The 18,906-nt window shown below is 74.2% G+C and carries 13 protein-coding genes and 1 other RNA gene; 2 read left to right on the forward strand and 12 right to left on the reverse strand.

The window, feature by feature from the left end; genetic code table 11:
• Positions 1-11: 11 nt before the first annotated feature.
• The 8 genes from ACFVUH_RS34725 to ftsE all read right to left on the reverse strand — a co-directional run bounded on the left by ACFVUH_RS34725 (position 12) and on the right by ftsE (position 9,095).
• The gene (locus tag ACFVUH_RS34725) at positions 12-293 is read right to left on the reverse strand and encodes an HU family DNA-binding protein (protein WP_030308200.1); all 282 of its coding nucleotides are present in this window, start codon (positions 291-293) and stop codon (positions 12-14) included.
• A gap of 559 nt (positions 294-852) precedes the next feature.
• Complete coding sequence (locus ACFVUH_RS34730; RefSeq protein ID WP_387917509.1) at positions 853-2,325, reverse strand: NAD-dependent malic enzyme; 1,473 nt, start codon at positions 2,323-2,325, stop codon at positions 853-855.
• 375 nt (positions 2,326-2,700) lie between these two features.
• Positions 2,701-5,016, reverse strand: coding sequence for a UvrD-helicase domain-containing protein (locus ACFVUH_RS34735; RefSeq protein ID WP_355372910.1), 2,316 nt, complete (start codon positions 5,014-5,016; stop codon positions 2,701-2,703).
• Between the two features lie 128 nt (positions 5,017-5,144).
• Positions 5,145-5,526, reverse strand: a transfer-messenger RNA (tmRNA) gene (ssrA, locus tag ACFVUH_RS34740).
• Between the two features lie 88 nt (positions 5,527-5,614).
• Positions 5,615-6,091, reverse strand: a complete 477-nt coding sequence (gene smpB / locus ACFVUH_RS34745) for an SsrA-binding protein SmpB (protein ID WP_350544683.1) — start codon at positions 6,089-6,091, stop codon at positions 5,615-5,617.
• A 44-nt stretch (positions 6,092-6,135) separates the two neighbouring features.
• Positions 6,136-7,284 (reverse strand): S41 family peptidase, encoded by a 1,149-nt coding sequence (locus ACFVUH_RS34750; RefSeq protein ID WP_355372907.1) that lies wholly within the window; start codon positions 7,282-7,284, stop codon positions 6,136-6,138.
• 133 nt (positions 7,285-7,417) lie between these two features.
• On the reverse strand, positions 7,418-8,329 hold the full coding sequence (gene ftsX / locus ACFVUH_RS34755) for a permease-like cell division protein FtsX (RefSeq protein WP_355372904.1): 912 nt from the start codon (positions 8,327-8,329) through the stop codon (positions 7,418-7,420).
• Between the two features lie 76 nt (positions 8,330-8,405).
• Complete coding sequence (gene ftsE / locus ACFVUH_RS34760) at positions 8,406-9,095, reverse strand: cell division ATP-binding protein FtsE (protein WP_344325128.1); 690 nt, start codon at positions 9,093-9,095, stop codon at positions 8,406-8,408.
• 350 nt (positions 9,096-9,445) lie between these two features.
• Between ftsE and ACFVUH_RS34765 the strand changes: the two genes are divergently transcribed.
• Positions 9,446-9,640, forward strand: coding sequence for a hypothetical protein (locus ACFVUH_RS34765; RefSeq protein ID WP_355372902.1), 195 nt, complete (start codon positions 9,446-9,448; stop codon positions 9,638-9,640).
• A gap of 94 nt (positions 9,641-9,734) precedes the next feature.
• On the opposite strand, the gene prfB is transcribed toward ACFVUH_RS34765, so the two are convergent.
• From prfB to ACFVUH_RS34785, 4 genes are all read right to left on the reverse strand, one after another.
• Positions 9,735-10,847, reverse strand: a complete 1,113-nt coding sequence (prfB, locus tag ACFVUH_RS34770; protein ID WP_355372900.1) for a peptide chain release factor 2 — start codon at positions 10,845-10,847, stop codon at positions 9,735-9,737.
• A gap of 138 nt (positions 10,848-10,985) precedes the next feature.
• A complete protein-coding gene (locus tag ACFVUH_RS34775; protein ID WP_387917511.1) occupies positions 10,986-12,245 on the reverse strand; it encodes a serine/threonine-protein kinase in 1,260 nt (419 codons plus the stop codon).
• Positions 12,246-12,440: 195 nt separating this feature from the next.
• A complete protein-coding gene (locus tag ACFVUH_RS34780; protein ID WP_355372895.1) occupies positions 12,441-13,589 on the reverse strand; it encodes a ricin-type beta-trefoil lectin domain protein in 1,149 nt (382 codons plus the stop codon).
• A 78-nt stretch (positions 13,590-13,667) separates the two neighbouring features.
• The gene (locus ACFVUH_RS34785) at positions 13,668-15,608 is read right to left on the reverse strand and encodes a protein kinase (protein ID WP_387917513.1); all 1,941 of its coding nucleotides are present in this window, start codon (positions 15,606-15,608) and stop codon (positions 13,668-13,670) included.
• Positions 15,609-16,036: 428 nt separating this feature from the next.
• Between ACFVUH_RS34785 and ACFVUH_RS34790 the strand changes: the two genes are divergently transcribed.
• Complete coding sequence (locus tag ACFVUH_RS34790) at positions 16,037-18,856, forward strand: FtsK/SpoIIIE domain-containing protein (protein WP_387917515.1); 2,820 nt, start codon at positions 16,037-16,039, stop codon at positions 18,854-18,856.
• Positions 18,857-18,906: the final 50 nt, after the last annotated feature.

Below are 18,906 nucleotides of genomic sequence, written 5' to 3' on the forward strand. Positions count from 1 at the left end.
CAAGGGGTGGTTCAGGCGCCCTTGGCGGCTTCCTTCAGCTTGGAGCCGGCGCTGACCTTGGCGCTGTAGCCCTCGGGGATCTGGATCGGCTCGCCGGTCTGCGGGTTGCGGGCGGTGCGAGCGGCACGGTGGGTGCGCTCGAAGGTCAGGAAACCGGGGATGGTGACCTTCTCGTCGCCCTTGGCGACGACCTCGCCGACGATCTCGGCGAAGGCGGCCAGAACGGCGTCGGCGTCCTTGCGGGTCACCTCGGCGCGCTCGGACAGCGCGGCCACCAGCTCACTGCGGTTCATGTGTACTCCTGTGGTCTGTTCGCTTGCGGTGTGCGGGGGCCCATCGGTGCTCCCACCGGGGGGCACCCGGATGGGCCGCAGGTCCGCACACTGTGCTCATGCAGGCAATGCGTGGTCGCGAGCCGGGTCCGCACCCAGTGCCGCGCGCCGTGCCTTCGAAGGCCCGCCTGCCTGCCCGGATACGAATCCTGCCCCGACCGGCCCCGAGAATGCCAATCGGGCCCCGGCGGTACAACCCGAACAGCGCCCGCCCGCCGGAGGTGTGACGCTCCGTCGGCTCCGGCGGACCGGGCGCGGGCGGCGGTCGGGAGGACGCGCCGGAAGACCAGGGGGACGTTCCGTACTTGTCGGACACGCCTGCCCCGTGCAGGGCTACCGTACGCCCTAGGTCCGACAAGCCCAAACACGCCCCTCGCCCTTGTGTCGCAAGGGTTCGGGGCGGGAAGGGGCGGGTACGACCGTCAATCGGCCATTTGACCGATACGCGACACATTGCCACCGGCCGTCGTGGAAGCTCGACGCCGGGCCCGGCGCAGGGGCCCGGCGGTGCCGTCCGGCGTCAGAGCTTCACGGCGGGGAAGGAGGCGGTGTCGAGCGTGCCGACGATGCCCGGGGTCGGCCGGGACGGCACGGGCGCCTCCGAGGCGGCGGCCAGGGCCGCCTCGCGGACGGCGGCGGCGACGGTCTTGGCGACGTCCTTGTGGAACACGCTGGGGATGATGTAGTTCGGGTTGCGCTCGTCGTCGCCGACGGTGGCGGCCAGGGCCCGGGCGGCGGCGATCATCATCTCGGTGTTGACCGTGCGGCTCTGGGCGTCCAGCAGGCCGCGGAAGACACCCGGGAAGACCAGCACGTTGTTGATCTGGTTCGGGAAGTCGCTGCGGCCGGTGGCGACCACCGCGGCGGTCTGCCGGGCCACCGCCGGGTCGACCTCCGGGTCCGGGTTGGCCAGCGCGAAGACGATCGCGTCCTCCGCCATGGTGGCCAGGTCGTCGCCGTCCAGCACGTTCGGGGCGGAGACGCCGATGAAGACGTCGGCGCCGGCCACGGCCTCCTTGAGGCTGCCGGTGCGGCCCGAGCGGTTGGTGTGCTCGGCGATCCAGCGCAGGCTGTCGTTGAGGTCGTCGCGGCCCTCGTGGACCACGCCCTTCACGTCCGCCACGGTGGCGTGCGCGACACCGGCCGCCATCAGCAGCTTGAGGATCGCGGTACCGGCGGCGCCGGCGCCCGACATCACCACCCGGATGTCGCCGATCTCCTTGCCGACCACCTTGAGCGCGTTCATCAGCGCCGCCAGCACCACGATGGCGGTGCCGTGCTGGTCGTCGTGGAAGACCGGGATGTCCAGGGCCTCGCGCAGCCGGGCCTCGATCTCGAAGCAGCGCGGCGCGGAGATGTCCTCCAGGTTGATGCCGGCGAAGCCCGGGGCGATCGCCTTGACGATGGCCACGATCTCGTCGGTGTCCTGGGTGTCCAGGCAGATCGGCCAGGCGTCGATCCCGGCGAAGCGCTTGAACAGGGCCGCCTTGCCCTCCATGACCGGCAGCGCGGCGGCCGGGCCGATGTTGCCCAGGCCCAGCACGGCGGAGCCGTCGGTGACCACGGCGACGCTGTTGCGCTTGATGGTGAGGCGGCGGGCGTCCTCGGGGTTCTCGGCGATCGCCATGCAGACCCGGGCGACACCCGGGGTGTAGATCATCGAGAGGTCGTCACGGTTGCGGATCGGCAGCTTCGAGGACATCTCGATCTTGCCGCCGAGGTGCATCAGGAAGGTGCGGTCCGAGACCTTGCCGATGGTGACGCCGTCGATCGCCCGGAGCTTCTCGACGATCTCCTCACCGTGCGCCACCGAGGCGGCGGCGACGGTGACGTCGATCCGCAGCGCCTCCAGGCCGGAGGAGGTCACGTCGAGGCCGGTCACCGAGCCGCCGGAGGACTCCACCGCCGTGGTGATCGCGCTGACGGCGTTGCCGCTGGCGGGCACCTCCAGCCGCACCGTGATCGAGTTCGAGACACTGGGCACCGTCGCCATCGACGTTCCTTCTTCCGTCCGTCCGCGAGTTCAACAGTCCGTTGAAGCCCTCGCATGCGTCTGCTAGACGTCGATGGTCGCACCAATTCGGGCGTAGTCAGAAATAACGTTCATTGAGTGTGCGGACCCGACAACTTCTTGCCTCCACCGCCCGATGCGTTACATTGGACGGGACACCGGCTCGATCCAAGCCCCCGGGCCCAACCTTCGTCCCTTCGAGGGACCACTTGCCGCGAGGCGAGCATGGCGGGTCGGTGTCGTAGCTTCTGAAGGCCCCTCACCCGCCGGGTGGGGGGCCTTCGCCGTGGTCGCGGTGCGTCACGGCGTACGGCCGGCCCGGGGCGGGTCGGCCGTACGAACCGTCAGTGGCGCGGGTCAGTCGCGCAGCAGCGCGGGCACCCCGGCCGCGTCCGGCAGGTCGTCCGGACCGGACAGCACGGTCAGCCGCTGGGTCGCCCGGGTCAGCGCCACGTACAGCACCCGCAGACCCGCCTCCGACTCGCCGGCGATCCCGGTCGGGTCGGCCACCACGGTCGCGTCGTACTCCAGGCCCTTGGCCTCCAGACTGCCCAGCGCCACCACCCGCCCGCCCAGCCCCTCGGCCCAGCCCGCGGCCTCGGCCCGCCGGTCCATCGGCACCACCACGGCCACCGTGCCGTCCACCTCGCCCAGCAGCCGCTCCAGCTCGGCCCGGACGCCCGCACCGAAGGCCTCCGGCGACGGGTCGGTGACGGCCGCGAAGCGCGGCTCGACGCCCACGTGCCGCACCGCGCTCGGCGACGGCGTGCCCGGCGCCGCCAGCGCCAGCACCTTGGCCGCCACCTCGGCGATCTCGGCGGGGTTGCGGTAGTTCACGGTCAGCGTGAAGCGGCGGCGCGGTTTGCCGGACAGCACCTCGTCCAGCGCGGCCTGCGCCTCCTCGGGGAACGGCCAGGAGGACTGCGCGGGATCGCCGACGATGGTCCAGGTGGCCATCCGGGCCCGGCGGCCGATCATCCGCCACTGCATCGGGGTGAGGTCCTGCGCCTCGTCGACGATCACGTGCGCGTACTCGACGCGCTCGACGGGCAGGCGCTCACGCTGCCGGGCGGACCGGTCGGCGAAGGTGGTGACCTCCTCCAGGCCGCTCAGCAGGTCCACCGCGTCCACCTCGCGGACCTTCACCCGGGCCGGCTCGCCGAGCAGCACCTGCAGCTCGTCCACCAGCGCCACGTCGTGCGCCGACAGGGCGCCCTCGCCGCGCTCCGACAGGTGCCGCCAGGACGCCGCCAGCAGCCGCGCCTCCTCCGGGGTGACCGCGCGACGGGCGATCCGGTTGATGTGCCGGGACTGCTTCAGCGTGCCGAGCACCCGGCGCGGGGTGACCGCGGGCCACCAGGCGTCCAGGAAGTCCAGGAACGGCGCCTCGTCCGAGACGTAGTCGTCGAAGGCCTCCTTCTCCTCCTGGCGCTGCTCGCGGGCGTAGTGGTCGGCGGGCTTGGGCAGGTGGCGGACGGCCTGCTGCCAGAGCGCGTCCAGCAGCAGCCGGCGGGCGCGCGGGCGCAGCAGGTTGAGTGGGGTGCCGCCGGAGCCGATGACGTTGCCGCGCACCGCCTTCAGCCGGCCCGCGTCCAGCCTGAGCACCTCGCCGCGGGCGACCACCTTCAGCTCCTGCGGCGCGCCCAGCTCCAGCACGCCCCGGGCGGCCCGGCGCAGCAGCTGGACCATCCGGGCCGAGCCCTTGATCCGGGCCGTCTCCGGGGTGTCGTAGGTGCCGGCCTCGATGCCGTCGACCAGCGAGCCGACCGCGCGGATGGCGACCTGGCCCTCCTCGCCGAGCGAGGGCAGCACGCCCTCGGTGTAGGAGACCAGCAGCGGGGTCGGCGAGACCACCAGGATGCCCCCGGCGTACCGGCGGCGGTCCTGGTAGAGCAGGAAGGCCGCCCGGTGCAGCGCGACGGCGGTTTTGCCGGTGCCGGGGCCGCCGGTGACCAGGGTGGCACCGGCCGCGGCGGCGCGGATCACCTCGTCCTGCTCCTTCTGGATGGAGGAGACGATGTCGCGCATCGAGTGGCTGCGGGCGCGGCCCAGCGAGGCCATCAGCGCGCCGTCGCCGACCACCGCCAGCTCCTCGCCGTCCAGGGTGGGGGTGAGGTCGGGACGCAGCAGGTCGTCCTCGACGCCGATCACCTTGCGGCCCTTGGAGCGGATCACCCGGCGCCGGATGACCCGGCCGGGCTCCAGCGGGGTGGAGCGGTAGAACGGCGCCGCGGCGGGGGCCCGCCAGTCGATCACCAGCGGGCCGTACTCCGCGTCCAGCACCCCGAGCCGGCCGATGTGCAGGGTCTCGGCGACGGCCGGGTCGGCCGGGTCGAGCGGGGTGTTGGAGGGGATGCCGTGCTCCTCCGGGGCGTCGGGCCGCTGCAGGTCGATGCGGCCGAACAGGAAGTCCTCGAACTCGTTGTTGAGCCGCTGGAGGTGGGCGCCGGCCCGGTACACCTGGGCGTCGCGCTCGGCGAGCGCGCCGGGGGTACCGACGTGCACGCGCTTGGCGGCGTCCTCCAGGATGTACTCGGCCTCGGCGAGCTTCTCCTCCAACCGGTGGTAGACCGTGTCGAGGTGGCGCTGCTCACCGGCGATCTCGCGCGCGCGCACGGTCTCGTGGTCGGTGGCGGTGGTGTCCGTGGTGCTGGTGTCCGTGTTGCTCTGCATGGCCTCGGTGGTTGCGGCGGAATCCGGCTCCGGGAAACGAGCGGACGGACGATCCTACGCCCCGGCCCGGGGAAACGTGAAGGCCGCCCTCCGCAACGCGGTGGACGGCCTTCACTGTCAACATGGGGTGGTGGAGATGCCGGGAATCGAACCCGGGTCCAGTGGAGTTAATTCAGGGCTTCTCCGAGCGCAGTCCGCTGTGCTTTTCTCGGCCCTGGCGGTCACACGGACAAGCCGCCAACAGGCCCAGCTGCTGTTTGATTTCCCCTCCACCCCCGCAGCCCGGGTGGACGGTTGAGTTCCCTAGATTATGCCAGGGTCCGGGTCGGGAACTCCCCGGTCTGACACCCAAGCGCTATCGGTGCTTATTAGGCAGCGAGAGCGAACTGCTGGGAATCGCGCTTAGAGTTGGCGATTATTTTTTTGCGACACGTGGTTAACGAGATCATTGCCGCGTTCCTCGGCTCGCTTCCCCTGTTTCAACATCCCCTGTCGAAACCGATCATCCCCATGTTTTGTTGAGAAACAACGCGGACGGAAGCCCGTCCGTGGTGCTGGGCCCCATGGTACGCGAGGCGACCAGCGAGGGTCCAGCCGATTAACGCTGGCGTCGCCGGGCCGCCGCCACCGCGCGCGCGGTCTCGCGGGTGTCCTGCTTCTCCCGCAGGGTCTGCCGCTTGTCGTACAGCTTCTTGCCGACCGCGAGGGCCAGTTCGAGCTTCACCCGGCCGTCCTTGAAGTACAGCGACAGCGGGACGAGGGTGTGGCCGGCGTCCCTGACCTTCGTCTCGATCTTGCGGATCTCCAGCTTGTGCAGCAGCAGCTTGCGCTTGCGCCGGGCCGCGTGGTTGGTCCACGTCCCCTGGGTGTACTCGGGGATGAAGACGTTGTCGATCCACGCCTCGTGGTTCTGGATGTAGGCGTAGCCGTCGACCAGGTTGGCCCGCCCCTCGCGCAGTGACTTCACCTCCGTGCCGGTGAGCACGAGACCGCACTCATAGGTGTCGAGGATGGTGTACTCGTGTCGCGCCTTCTTGTTCTGCGCGATCAGCTTGTGTCCGGTTTCCTTTGCCATAGCGCGGTCATTCTCGCACCTCGGCCCGGTTCCGAGCAGCCCCTTTACGCGCGGCTGCCGAGACCGGCCAGCACCCGCAGGGCGAGCGCGGCGGCGTCCTCGGAGGCGCCCGCCGGGACGTCCGGGGCCAGTCCGGTGCCCTCCGGGGAGCGGCCGGCCGGGGTGAAGTAGCGGCCGACGGTCAGTTCCAGCACCGCGCCGTCGGCGAGCCGGCTGGGCTGCTGGACGGTGCCCTTGCCGAAGGTGCGCCCGCCCACCACCACGGCCCGGCCGCGGTCCTGCAGGGCGCCGGTGAGCAGTTCGGCGGCGCTCATCGTGCCGCCGTCGACCAGCACCACCAGCGGGGTGTGCTGGTCGCCGCCGGGCGGGGCGGTCAGCTCCCGGGTGCCGCCGCGGTCCTGGTACGAGCCGACCGGGCCGCCGTCCAGGAAGACCCCGGCGGTGTCGGCGGCCTCGTCGACCAGCCCGCCGGAGTTGCCGCGCAGGTCGAGCACCACGCCGGCCCGCGCGCCGCGCACGGCGGCGCGCACCTGCTCGGCCACGCCGGAGGTGAAGGCGCGCACGGCGATCCGCGCCACGCCGCCCGCCAGGTGCTCGACGGTCACCTGCTGGCTGTCCAGCAGCGCCCGGCGCAGCCGGACCTCGCGCTCCTCGCCGTCGTCGCGCCGCACGGCCAGGACGACCTCCGAGCCGGGCTGCCGCTCGGCGCCCTCGCGTCCGCGCAGCCGGGCGACCACCTCGGTGACCGGCAGCCGGTCGGCCTCGTCCTCGCCGATCCGCAGCAGCCGGTCGCCGACCGCGATCCCGGCGGCGGCCGCCGGCCCCGCGGCGCGCACCTGGGAGACGGTGGTGACACCGTCCTCGCCGCGGCCCACGGACAGCCCCACGCCCAGGTAGCGGCCCCCCAGGCCCTGGCTGAACTCGGCGTACTCCTGGGCGCTGTAGTACGCGCCCCAGCGGTCGCCGGCGGCCCCGATCAGGCGCTCGGCCTGCTGCTCGGAGAGGTCGGCGCCGGCCGGGTCCTGGCCGGCGCCGACGGTCGCGGCGGCGGCCTGCGCGGTGTCGGCGGACGGCGGACGCCCCGTCGTACCCGGTTCGCCCCAGGCGCCGGTGGCGGCCCCGGCCAGCAGGACCACGCCGAACACCACGCTGAGGGTGGCCACCTGACGCGCCGCGCGGGGAGTGACTGGCATGGTCCGGAGTCTAGGACCTCACGGAAACGCCCCGGCCCGCGAAGCGGTGCCGACGGAACGCCGACGGCCCCGGACGGCGCAGTGCCGTCCGGGGCCGTTCGGGACCGTTCGAGGCCGTCCGGGCCGTCGGGGCCTAGACCTTGAGGTACTTGCGGAGGGTGAAGAAGGCCGCGATGCCGGCCATGCCCATACCCACCACGACCAGCAGCGGTATCACCGCCAGCACCGAGGACAGGCCGATGAAGTGGATGAACTGCACCCGCTCGGCGAGCCAGTTCTGCACGAAGAAGTGACCGCCGAGCAGCAGGCCGGAGGCCATCACCGCGCCGAGCAGCGCGGAGAACGCCGCCTCCGCGATGAACGGCATCTGCACGTAGAAGTTCGAGGCACCGACCAGGCGCATGATGCCGGTCTCGCGCCGCCTGCTGTACGCCGACACCCGGACGGTGTTGACGATCAGCAGCAGGGCGACGAAGAGCATCAGCACCATGATGACGAAGGCCGCCGTCTGGAGGCCGTTCAGCAGGCCGAAGAGGTTCTCCAGGATCTTCCGCTGGTCCTCGACCGACTTGACGCCGGGTTTGCCGGCGAAGGCGCTCTGGATGACGTCGTACTTGGTCGGGTCCTTGAGCTTGACCCGCCAGGACTGCGGAATGGCCTCCGGGCCGAGGACGGAGATGAGCGGGTTGTCCGGGTTCATCTCCTTCCAGTGCTTGTACGCCTCGGCGGAGTTCTCGAAGGTCGAGGTCTGGACCACCGAGTCCATCTTGTCCAGCTGGGTCTTGATGTCGGCGATCTGCTGGTCGGTGGCCGCGCCCTTGTCGCACTGGGGCGAGTTCCGGGCGTCGGCCTTGGTGCAGAAGTAGATGCTCACCTCGACCTTGTCGTACCAGTACCCCTTCATCGAGTTGACCTGGTCGCGGACCAGGAGGGAGGCACCGGCGAGGGCGAGGGAGAGCGCGACGCTGACGACGACCGCGATGGTCATCGTCAGGTTGCGGCGGAGACCCACACCGATCTCCGACAGGACGAACTGGGCGCGCATGCGTTCAACAACTCCAGGGTCGGTACTGCTGGTCGGGCGAGGCGGGCGGGCGGCCCACGGGGTCAGCGCCGAAAGGTCAGTGCTGGTACCCGTAGACGCCGCGGGCCTGGTCGCGGACCAGCAGCCCCTTGTCGAGTTCGATGACGCGCTTGCGCATCTGGTCGACGATGGCCTGGTCGTGGGTGGCCATCAGCACGGTGGTGCCGGTGCGGTTGATCCGGTCGAGCAGCTTCATGATCCCGACCGAGTTCTGCGGGTCGAGGTTGCCGGTGGGCTCGTCCGCGATCAGCAGCATCGGGCGGTTGACGAACGCCCGGGCGATCGCCACGCGCTGCTGCTCACCACCGGACAGCTCGCCCGGCATGCGGTCCTCCTTGCCGCCGAGGCCGACCAGGTCGAGCACCTCGGGCACCACCTTGTTGATGGCGCTCTTCGGCTTGCCGATGACCTCCAGTGCGAACGCGACGTTCTGCGCGACCGTCTTGTTGGGCAGCAGGCGGAAGTCCTGGAAGACGGTGCCCAGCTGGCGGCGCATGTGCGGCACCTTCCAGTTGGACAGCTTGCCCAGGTCCTTGCCCAGCACGTGCACCTCGCCGTTGCTGGGGCGCTCCTCGCGCAGGCAGAGGCGCAGGAAGGTGGACTTGCCCGAGCCGGACGAGCCGACCAGGAAGACGAACTCACCCTTCTCGATCTCCAGCGAGACGTTGTCCAGGGCGGGACGGTTCTGCTTGGGATAGGTCTTGGAGACGTTGTCGAATCTGATCACGGCTGCATCACGGAGGCCATCCTAGGCGGCGCCAGTCCTGGGTCGGTCCGCCCCTCGGCATGCCCGGCCCGGGGCGGGCGAGGGGAGCGGTACGGCCGCTCCCGGCTTGGGACCATACGCGAACGGGCGCCCGGCCCGCAGGTTCCGACCGCGACAGCGCCGCGCAGCTGGGGGAGAATGACCGGATATGCCCCGAAAATTGGGAGCCATCTCACAGCCCGGGGGCCGGAACGCCGGGAACCTGGCACAGTGGAGGGTGCGGTCGGGCCCGACCGCTCCGCCGCACGGGGCACGAGAAGGAACCAAGGCCCGGTCCGGTGCGTTTGCAGTAGCAGCGAGGAGGAGATCGCATGACCTGCGACCATCTGGTGTGCGCCCACTGCAACGGCCGCGTCAGCGAGGGCCGCTGCCCCGCGTGCCGTGCCACCCGGGCCCGGCTGCAGGAGCAGCAGGGTCCGTTCGCCGCGCTCACGCCCGCGATGCTGCTGGCCGTACTGGCCGGACTGCTCGCGGTGGCGCTGATCGCGCGGCAGGCGCTGGCCTGAGAGACGAGAGCGAAGGCCCCCGACCGGTTCACCGGTCGGGGGCCTTCGCTCGTTCCGTCGTACGGGGGCGCGGGGGGCCGTCCCCCGTGACCGCTTACTGCGCGGCGGTCTCGCGCTGCTTGCGCCAGCGGATGCCGGCCTCGATGAAGCCGTCGATGTCGCCGTCCAGCACGCCCTGCGGGTTGCCGACCTCGAACTCGGTGCGGACGTCCTTGACCATCTGGTACGGGTGCAGCACGTAGGAGCGCATCTGGTTGCCCCAGGAGCTGCCGCTGTCCTTGAGCGCGTCCATCGCCGCGCGCTCCTCCTGGCGGCGCCGCTCCAGCAGCTTGGCCTGGAGGACGTTCATCGCGGACGCCTTGTTCTGGATCTGCGAGCGCTCGTTCTGGCAGGAGACCACCACGCCGGTCGGGATGTGCGTGATGCGCACCGCCGAGTCGGTGGTGTTGACGCCCTGGCCGCCGGGGCCGGAGGCGCGGTAGACGTCGATGCGCAGCTCCGACTCGTCGATGTCGACGTGGTCGGACTGCTCGACGACCGGGAGCACCTCGACACCGGCGAACGAGGTCTGCCGGCGGCCCTGGTTGTCGAACGGGGAGATGCGGACCAGGCGGTGCGTGCCCTGCTCGACCGAGAGGGTGCCGTAGGCGTACGGGGCCTTGACGGTGAAGGTCGCGGACTTGATGCCGGCCTCCTCCGCGTACGAGGTGTCGTACACCTCGGTGGGGTACCCGTGCCGCTCGGCCCAGCGCAGGTACATGCGCATCAGCTGCTCGGCGAAGTCGGCGGCGTCCACGCCACCGGCCTCGGCGCGGATGTTGATCAGCGCCTCGCGGGCGTCGTACTCGCCCGACAGGAGGGTGCGGACCTCCAGCTCCTCGACCGCCTTGGCGACGGCCGCCAGCTCGGTCTCGGCCTCGGCGCGGGTGTCCGCGTCGTCCTCGGCCTCGGCCAGCTCGAACAGGACGCCCAGGTCGTCGATGCGGCCGCGGAGGCCCTCGACCCTGCGCAGTTCGCCCTGGAGGAAGGAGAGCCTGCTGGTCACCTTCTGCGCGTTCGCCAGGTCGTCCCACAGGTCGGGGGCGGCTGCCTCCTCCTCCAGACGCGCGATGTCGGCCCGGATCTTGTCCAGGTCGAGGACGGCCTCGATCGACCCCATGGTCGTTTCGAGGTTCTTGAGCTCTTCGGAAGGATCGACGGCTGCCACGCCCCCAGGGTAATGGTTCCCGGGAGGCTTCTGACGACCGCGGGTGCGTCCGGCCCGCCCGTGACCGGCCGACGACCCGTCCACGACCGGCTCGGCCGGGCCCCGGAGCGCGCCCCGGGCTGCCCGCCGGGGGTCCGGCTACGGGGCCCGCGGCGCCGCGGAGGCGGTGGCCGGACGCGGCCCGGGGCCGGGGTCCGGGGCGGTGGCGGCGAAGGCGGTCCAGGCCGCGGCCGCGCCGGCCAGCAGCAGCACCACCGCCACCAGCACCGCCAGCACCCGGCGGCGGCGCAGCAGCGCCTGGCGGTCCCGGCGGTGGGCCGCCCCCGGGGCGGTCCGCTGGGCCCGCGACTCGGCCGCGTAGGAGGCCAGCTCGTTCGCGGAGGGGCGGCGCAGGCTGGTGTGGGTGTCCCGGGTGGAGTCCGGGGCGACGCCGGGCACCAGCGGGACGGCCGGGCCGCGGCGGCGCTTGTGGGTGCCGGGGGCGGCGTCCACCTCCGCGTACACGGCCTCGCCCGGGGTCAGCTGCTCCTCGACGGGCGCCCGGCCCTGCTGCGGGACGGCCAGCACCGGCAGCCCCGCCAGGGCCGGCAGCTGCTCGCGCAGCCGGGCGGCCAGCTCGGCGGCGCGCAGCCGGGAGGCCGGGGCCTTGGCCAGGCACTCGGCGATGATCCGCCACAGGCCGTCGGGCAGACCGGGGATCGGCGGCACCTGCTCGGTGACGTGCCGGCGCAGCACCGCACCGGTGTGGCCGCCGCCGAACGGGGTGAAGCCGGCCAGCAGCTCGTACAGCACGGTGGCGAGGGCGTAGATGTCGACGGCGGCGCGCGGCTCCAGGCCCTCGATGATCTCGGGGGCGAGGTAGTCGGGGGTGCCGATGATCCGGGTGGCGCGGGTGCGGCGCGGGGCGTCGACCAGCCGGGCCACGCCGAAGTCGGTCAGCTTGGCGCGCGGGGCGCCGCCCGGGCCGGGGGCGGCGGTGAGGTCGAGCAGCACGTTCTCCGGCTTGACGTCCCGGTGCACGATGCCGGCCGCGTGCGCGGCGGCCAGGCCGTCGGCGACGTCCGCGATCACCGAGGCGGCGATCTGCGGGGGCAGCGCGCCGTCGCGCTCCAGCCGGGAGCGCAGGTCGGTGCCCTGGACCAGCTCCATCACCAGCGCGAGGTCGCTGCCGTCCACGACCATGTCGCGCACGCCGACCACCCGGGGGTGGTCGAGGCCGGTCAGCGCGGCGCGCTCCTGGACGAAGCGCCCGACCAGCACCTGGTCGGCGGCCAGGTCCTCGCGCAGCAGCTTGACCGCGACCGGGCCGTCCGGACCCTCGCCGAGCCAGACCGTCCCGGCCGAGCCGCGGCCGATCACCTGGTGGACGGTGTAGCGGCTGCCGATCTTGCGTGCCAATGCTGCTCCGTGGGCGGCGGGAGCGCTCCGGGAAGCTCCGGAGCGCTCGGTGGGGCGGGACAACAGCGACCAACCTACGCGCCCGAACACCCTCCGCGGGTCGTCCGGGGGTGCTCGGCGGGTACCGGGCGGCAGGAATTCCCGCGAATTGTCGACAAAGCGTCAATCCTGCCGACGGGAGGCTCGGACTCCCCGTCAGACCACGACGGCCGGCAGCGTCCAGCGCTGGCCCGCCGACCCGTCGCAGCCGGCCAGGTCGGCGCCGCCGCCCGGCGCGGTCCCGGCCGCGGGGTCGCGCAGGCAGCCCGCGGCGCCCTGGTTCCAGAGCGCGCCCGCCAGGCCGACCAGCCAGACGTGGTACGGCGAACCGTTGCAGGGGTTGAGCGACGCGGCGTTGCCGTCGGTGCCCAGGCACTTGCCCGCGTGCCGCAGCGTGCCGTCGGTCTCCACGGTCCACTGCTGCTCGGGCGAGCCGTCGCAGGCCAGCAGTGCGACCGGCTCCGGCCCGCCCGCGACGCTGCCGGGCAGGTCGGCCAGGCACTGGCCGCCGGGCGCGCCGACCGGGCCGGTGGGACGCCCCGGCCGGACGTCGGTGGCGAAGGAGTCGGTCCGCAGGCCGGCACCTCCGCTCCAGAGCTCGAAGCCGGCCTCGATCGAGACCAGGTACCACTCCGGCCTGACCACGCCGCGGGCCACCGCGTCCCGGACGAAGGCCCGCAGGTCGAGGTCGGTGACCGAGTCGACCGGGGTCTGCGCCTGGTAGGCGACCATCGGCCACTGCCGGTCGTTGGCGGCGATGGTGAGCTGCCAGCTGGTCCAGCCGGTCCCGCCGACGTACGCGGTGGACCCGGTGGGACCGGACCCGGCCGGACGGCGGTCCAGCCAGATCATCAGCTCGGCCCCGTCCGGCTGGCCGTTGGCCTCGGGGGTGGCCGGGGAGGTGTGGAACCACAGGTCGTAGGCCACGTTGAAGTCGCCCGAGGCGGGCAGCGTGGTGGACCAGCTGCTGGTCGCCCGCCCCAGCTCGGAGACCCGCAGCGGCAGCGCGCTGCCGGTGGAGCAGGTGTTCCAGTGGCAGCCGTCGAAGATCTCCGGGTAGGCGACCGGGCCGGCCGGCGGGCTCGCGGCGGCGTCCGAGGAGTGCACGGTGAACCCGGCGCCGCCGTCGGTGGCCAGGCAGGTGTTCGTCCCCGGGCCGTAGGCGTTGTTGTCCACCACGTACCGCCCGCCGGCCACCGGCACCGTCTCGTACCGGCCGCAGTGCACGCTCTGCGCCGTCTGCGCCGCCACCGCCGGACCGGCCGGCAGCAGCGCCCCCAGCACGGCGAGCAGCAGGCCGGGCAACGCCGCTCCCGGCCGTCCGGACCTGTGTCGCACCCTCATCGAAAGCCCCCTCCGCGATCCGCCGGTCCTGCGCGTCCGTCAGTTCTTCGTACTGCCGAACAGCTCCGTCACCCAGTCCTTCGCGCTGGAGAACCAGTCCTGGACGTTGGCCCAGTAGTCCGGCAGCGGGGTGAAGTTCCACAGCGCCAGCACGGCCACCGCCAGCACCAGCAGCACCATCAGGCAGCCCTTGAGGCAGCCCAGGCCCGGGATGTACATCCGGTTGCGGCTGCGCGGACGCGGCTCGCGGCGCGGAGCCTCCCGGGGTGCCTCGCGCGGCGGCTCGGCGCGGCGCTGCGGGGGCTCGCGGTGCTGCGGCGCGGGCGGCTCGGCCCGGCGCGGCGGGGCGGCCGGGGCCGCCTGCCGGGGGGCCGGGTGCTGCGGGGCCGGGGCGGGCGCGGAGCGGTGGCCGCCGGGCGGGGCGGCCGGGGGCTGCTGCGCCCGCTGCGGGCGGCCGTACGGCGGGGCCGGCTGCGGGGGCTGGTTGTAGCCGCCGGGCGGCTGCGGGCGTCCACCGGCCTGGCCGGGTCCGCCGCCGTGACCGCCCTGGCCACCGTGGCCGCCCTGGTAGGGCGGCGGGGCGACCGGCGGACGCTGGGCGTAGCCGGGCGGCGGGGCCTGCCGGTAGCCGCCCGGGGGCTGCTGCCCCGGCTGCTGGTAGCCCTGCGGAGCGCCCTGGGGCGGGCGGCCGCCCGCCTGGTAGGGCGGCGGGGCGACCGGCGGCTCCTCGAAGTCCTCGGGCCCGTAGTAGGCGATCTCGGTCTGCTGGTTGCGGTCCCGGGCCGCCCGCAGCTGGGTCTGCCACGGGTGCGGGGCCTCGGCCTGCGGCGGGCCGGGCGGGGGCGGCGGCGCGGCGGCGGGCGGCATCGCCCGGGTCGCGGCCGCCGGGTCGTACGGGGGCGGCTGGGCGCCCATCACCCGGGTCGCCGCCGCCGGGTCGTACTGGCCCGGCTGACCGGGCTGCTGGCCGGCCGGGAGCACCTGGGTGCGGTCCTCGGCGCCGAACGGCGCGTCCGCCGACAGCCCGGGCACGCCCACCGGCCCGCCCGGCACCGCGGCCGGCTGCGGGTCCGGCACCAGCAGCGCGCCGACGGCCAGCGCCGCGTCCACCGCCGCCGGGGAGGCGTGCACGCCCACCCCGGCCGCGACCACCCGCAGGGCGCCCGCCAGCGACACCGCGCTCGGCCGCTGCGCCGGGTCCTTGCGCAGGCAGCGCTCGATCACCGTCCAGAGCGGCTCCGGCATGGTGGACGGCCGCTGCGGCTCCTGGGCGAGGTGCGCCTGCAGGACCGCCAGCGGGTTGTCGCCCTGGAACGGCTGGCGGCCGGTGACCAGCTCGTACAGCATGATCCCGGCGCCGTAGACGTCCACCGCCGAGGTCTGCGGCCGGCCCTCGGCGGACTCCGGCGCGACGTACGCGGGGGTGCCGACGAACTCGTGGCTGCGGGTGATCCCCGGGGAGTCGGCGAGCCGGGCGATGCCGAAGTCGGTCAGCATCGGGTGCATCTGCTCGGTGCCGTCGACGACGGCGGTGGCGAGCAGCACGTTGGCCGGCTTGAGGTCGCGGTGCACGATGCCGTCGACGTGGCTGGCGGCCAGCGCGTCGGCGACCTGGGCCATCAGCAGCGCGCCGGCGATCGGGCTGAACGGGCCGTTGCCGCGCAGGTAGCGGGCCAGGTCCGGGCCGTCCACCAGGTCCATCACCAGGGCCAGCAGCTCGCCCTCGACGACCAGGTCGCGGACCTTGACGATGTTCGGGTGGGTCAGCCGCAGCAGCACCGAGCGCTCCCGCAGGAAGCGCATCACCACGTCCGGGTCGGCGGCGAGCTCCTCGCGCAGGATCTTGATCGCCACCAGCTGCCCGGGCGCGCTGCCGGGGACCTCGACGTCGGCGCGGACCCGGCCGCGCCACACGGTGCCGGTGGCGCCCCGTCCGAGGGGGTTCTCCTCCAGCAGATACTTGCTGCCGACTGGCCGCACCTGTCGCACTCCTCGTCGTGCCGCCCGCGCGGGGCGCTCCTCCGCCGGTGCGGTGAGCCTGCCGGGCCCGTGTATTCGGGCCACTCTAACGGGGTCCGTCGACGTTTTCGGGGCGACCGGCAGGGGCTTTCGCCCGGGTTGGGGGACATCCCCTACGGGAAGACCCGGAGCGTTCGCGGACGGTTCCACGGGAGCCTCGGGGTCTGCCCTTCCGGGCGCCGGTTGACCTGATTCCCCGTCGCCTCCACCATGGCGATGATCGCAAGATCGTCAAATCCGGTACGGTGCGCGGACTGTCCGTGACGGATGGCAGGATGACACTCGCCACTCCTGTGGCCCAAGCGGTGTCGCGGCCACCCTCCGCACCCCCGCGGCGGCCCCGGACAACGGCACAAGGCGTCACACCAGCAGAAGGGACCGCGGGCGAGATGCAGATCCGGCTGACCGTCCTCCGACCGCGCAGCGGCCCGGCAGCCGCCGGCTCCGCCATCCCCTACGTGGACGTGCTGGTCACCGCCCCCGTCGGCACCGCGCTCGGCTCCCTGGCGGGTGCCCTCGCCGGCGCCGTGGGCGTGCGCGGACCACGGGCCGCGACCCATGTGCACCTCTACGCCGGGGCGCACCGGGTCGACGAGCACACACTGCTCGGCCACCCACCGCTGCTCGACGGCGCCGTGCTCTCGCTCAACGAGCCCGACCCGACGGCCGACGACCCCGACGACACCCCGGCCGCCGCCGAGCTGCGCGTCGTCGGCGGCCCCGACGCCGGCGGCGTGCACCGCCTGCACGGCCGGGAGATCCGGGTCGGCCGCTCCGGCGAGGCCGACGTGCCGGTCGACGACCCCGACGTCTCCCGGCTCCACCTCGCCCTGCACCTCGCCGACGACGGCACGGTGACCGTCCGCGACCTCGGCTCCACCAACGGCACCACGGTCGACGGCCGGATCGTCCCGCCCGGCCCGCCCGAGGAGGCCGTCCCGCTGGACGGCACCGGCCTGCTGCGGATCGGCGAGACCACCCTGCGGATCGTCGCCCCGGATCCCCGCGACGGCTCCGGCACACCCGCCCGCGCCGCGCTGCCCGACGGCCACGGCCACCTCCAGCTCGCCGCCCCCGCCCCGGTCCGCCCCGCCCCGCCCGCCGCCGAACCGCCGGCCGCCCCCGAGCCACCCGCCGGGCGCGGGCGCGGCCTGCTCTCGCTGCGCCTCGGCCGCTCCGCCGCCGAACCGCCCGAGGAGAGCGCCGAGCGCCACCACGCCGCCGTCCGCACCCGGCAGGCCGCCGCCCAGCGCGAACGCTGGCCCGACCTCGCCACCCTGCTGCTCAACGCCCTCGGCCCCGGCCCCCGGCTCTGGGAGCGCGGCCCCGGCCACCCCGACGCGCTCACCCTGCGGCTCGGCACCGCCGACCGGCCCGGCGGCCCCGGCACCTCCCCCGGCACCGTGCTGCCCGCCGTCCCGGTCACCGTCGACCTGCAGACCGCCGGCAGCCTCGGCCTCAGCGGCCCGCGGGAGCGCCTCGACGCGCTCACCCGCGCCGTCGTCGCCCAGCTCGCCGCCCTGCACCCGCCGACCGGGCTCAGCCTGGTGGTGGTCGACGCCGACCCGCTCCGCACCCCGCAGGACCGCGCCGACACCTGGGCCTGGTCCCTGTGGCTGCCCCACCTGCGGCCCGCCGAGGGCCAGGACTGCCGGCTGCTGCTCGGCCTCGACGACGAGCAGGCCACCGCCCGGCTCACCGAGCTCACCGCCCGGCTCAGCGGCCCGGTCGGCCTCGGCGGCCACCCCGCCAGCGTCGTCGTGGTCGACGGCCGCCCGGGCACCGAGTCCGCCCGGCTGGCGCTCGACCTGCTGCTGCGCCAGGGCCCGGCGGTCGGGATCTTCCCGGTCTGCCTCGCCGAACAGCCCGAACTGCTGCCCCGCGGCCTCGGCGCCACCGCGCTGATCACCGGCGAGGTCGGCACCCAGCTCTCGATCGACCGCCCGGGCCCGGTCGCCCGCGGCCGGGAGACCCTGCACGAGGTGTCGCTGGACGCCGTCTCGGACGCCTGGGCCGAGCGGCTCGCCCGGGTCCTCGCCCCGCTGCGCGAGGCCACCCCGGCCAACCGCGGACCGCTGCCGGACGCGCTGCGCCTGCTCGACCTGCTCCAGCTGGACACCGTCACCCCGGCCAAGCTGTCCGCCCGCTGGGCCGCCCACACCGGCGGCATCGGCGCCGCCACCGCGCTGCTCGGCACCACCCGCGACGAGCTGTGCGTCCTCGACCTCGCCGACCCCGAGCTCACCCTGCCGTCCCCCGACCCGGGCGGGCCGCACCTGCTGATCGGCGGCGCGCGCGGCTCCGGCAAGACCGAGCTGCTGCGCACCCTGGTCGCCTCGCTGGCCGCCTCCGAGCGGCCCGAACGCCTCGCCGTCACCATCGTCGAGGGGCGGGCCACCGAGGACGGCCTCGCCGGGTGCGGCGAGCTGCCGCACGTCACCGGCCGGGTCAACGCCGCCGCCGACCCGCGTGCCGCGCTGCTCGCCGCCGAGGCACTGGAGGACGAGCTGACGCTGCGCGAGCGGCTCTTCGACGGGCTGGACTTCGCCTCCTGGCACGCCGCCCGGATCCTCGACGGGGAGCCCGTCCCGGTCCCCGCCGCGGTCGGCGCCCCGACCGGCCCGGCCGCCCCGGCCACGCCCCGCGTCATCCACCCGCGCAGCCCCGAGTCCCCCGCCGCCCCGGTGGCCGTCCCCGGGCCGTGCCCGCCCCGGCTCGTCGTCGTGGTCGACGACTACGACGCCCTGCTCTCCCCCACCTCCCCGGCCGGCCGCCCCCTCGCCCGCGCCCTCGCCGCCGTCGCCCGCCGCGGCGGCCCGCTCGGCATCCACCTCGCCGTCACCACCGGGCGCCCCGACGAGACCACCGGCACCGAGGTCGACGACGCCGCCCTGCTGCGGATCGCCCTGCGCACCGACGACCCGGCCGACTCCGACCTCCTCATCCACCTCGGCGACGCCGCCGCCCTCCCCGACACCACCCCCGGCCGCGGCTACCTCCGCCTCCCCGACGGCGGCGTCACCGCCTTCCAGGCGGCGCGCATCAGCGGCCGCATCCCCCGCACCGCCACCCTGCGCCCCACCGTCGTCGCCATAGACCCCCACACCCTCGGCGCCCCACCCGCCCGCCGCCCCGTCCGCGAACTCGGCAACGGCCCCACCGACCTCGCCCTCCTCGCCAGCGCCCTCCAGCGCGCCGCGGCGCGGTGACGTAGAAGAGGGTGAACGGCCGTCCGCCCCCGCCGCGACAGTGATCGCGG

It is taken from the genome of Kitasatospora sp. NPDC058032 (assembly GCF_042885845.1).
GTDB lineage: Bacteria > Actinomycetota > Actinomycetes > Streptomycetales > Streptomycetaceae > Kitasatospora.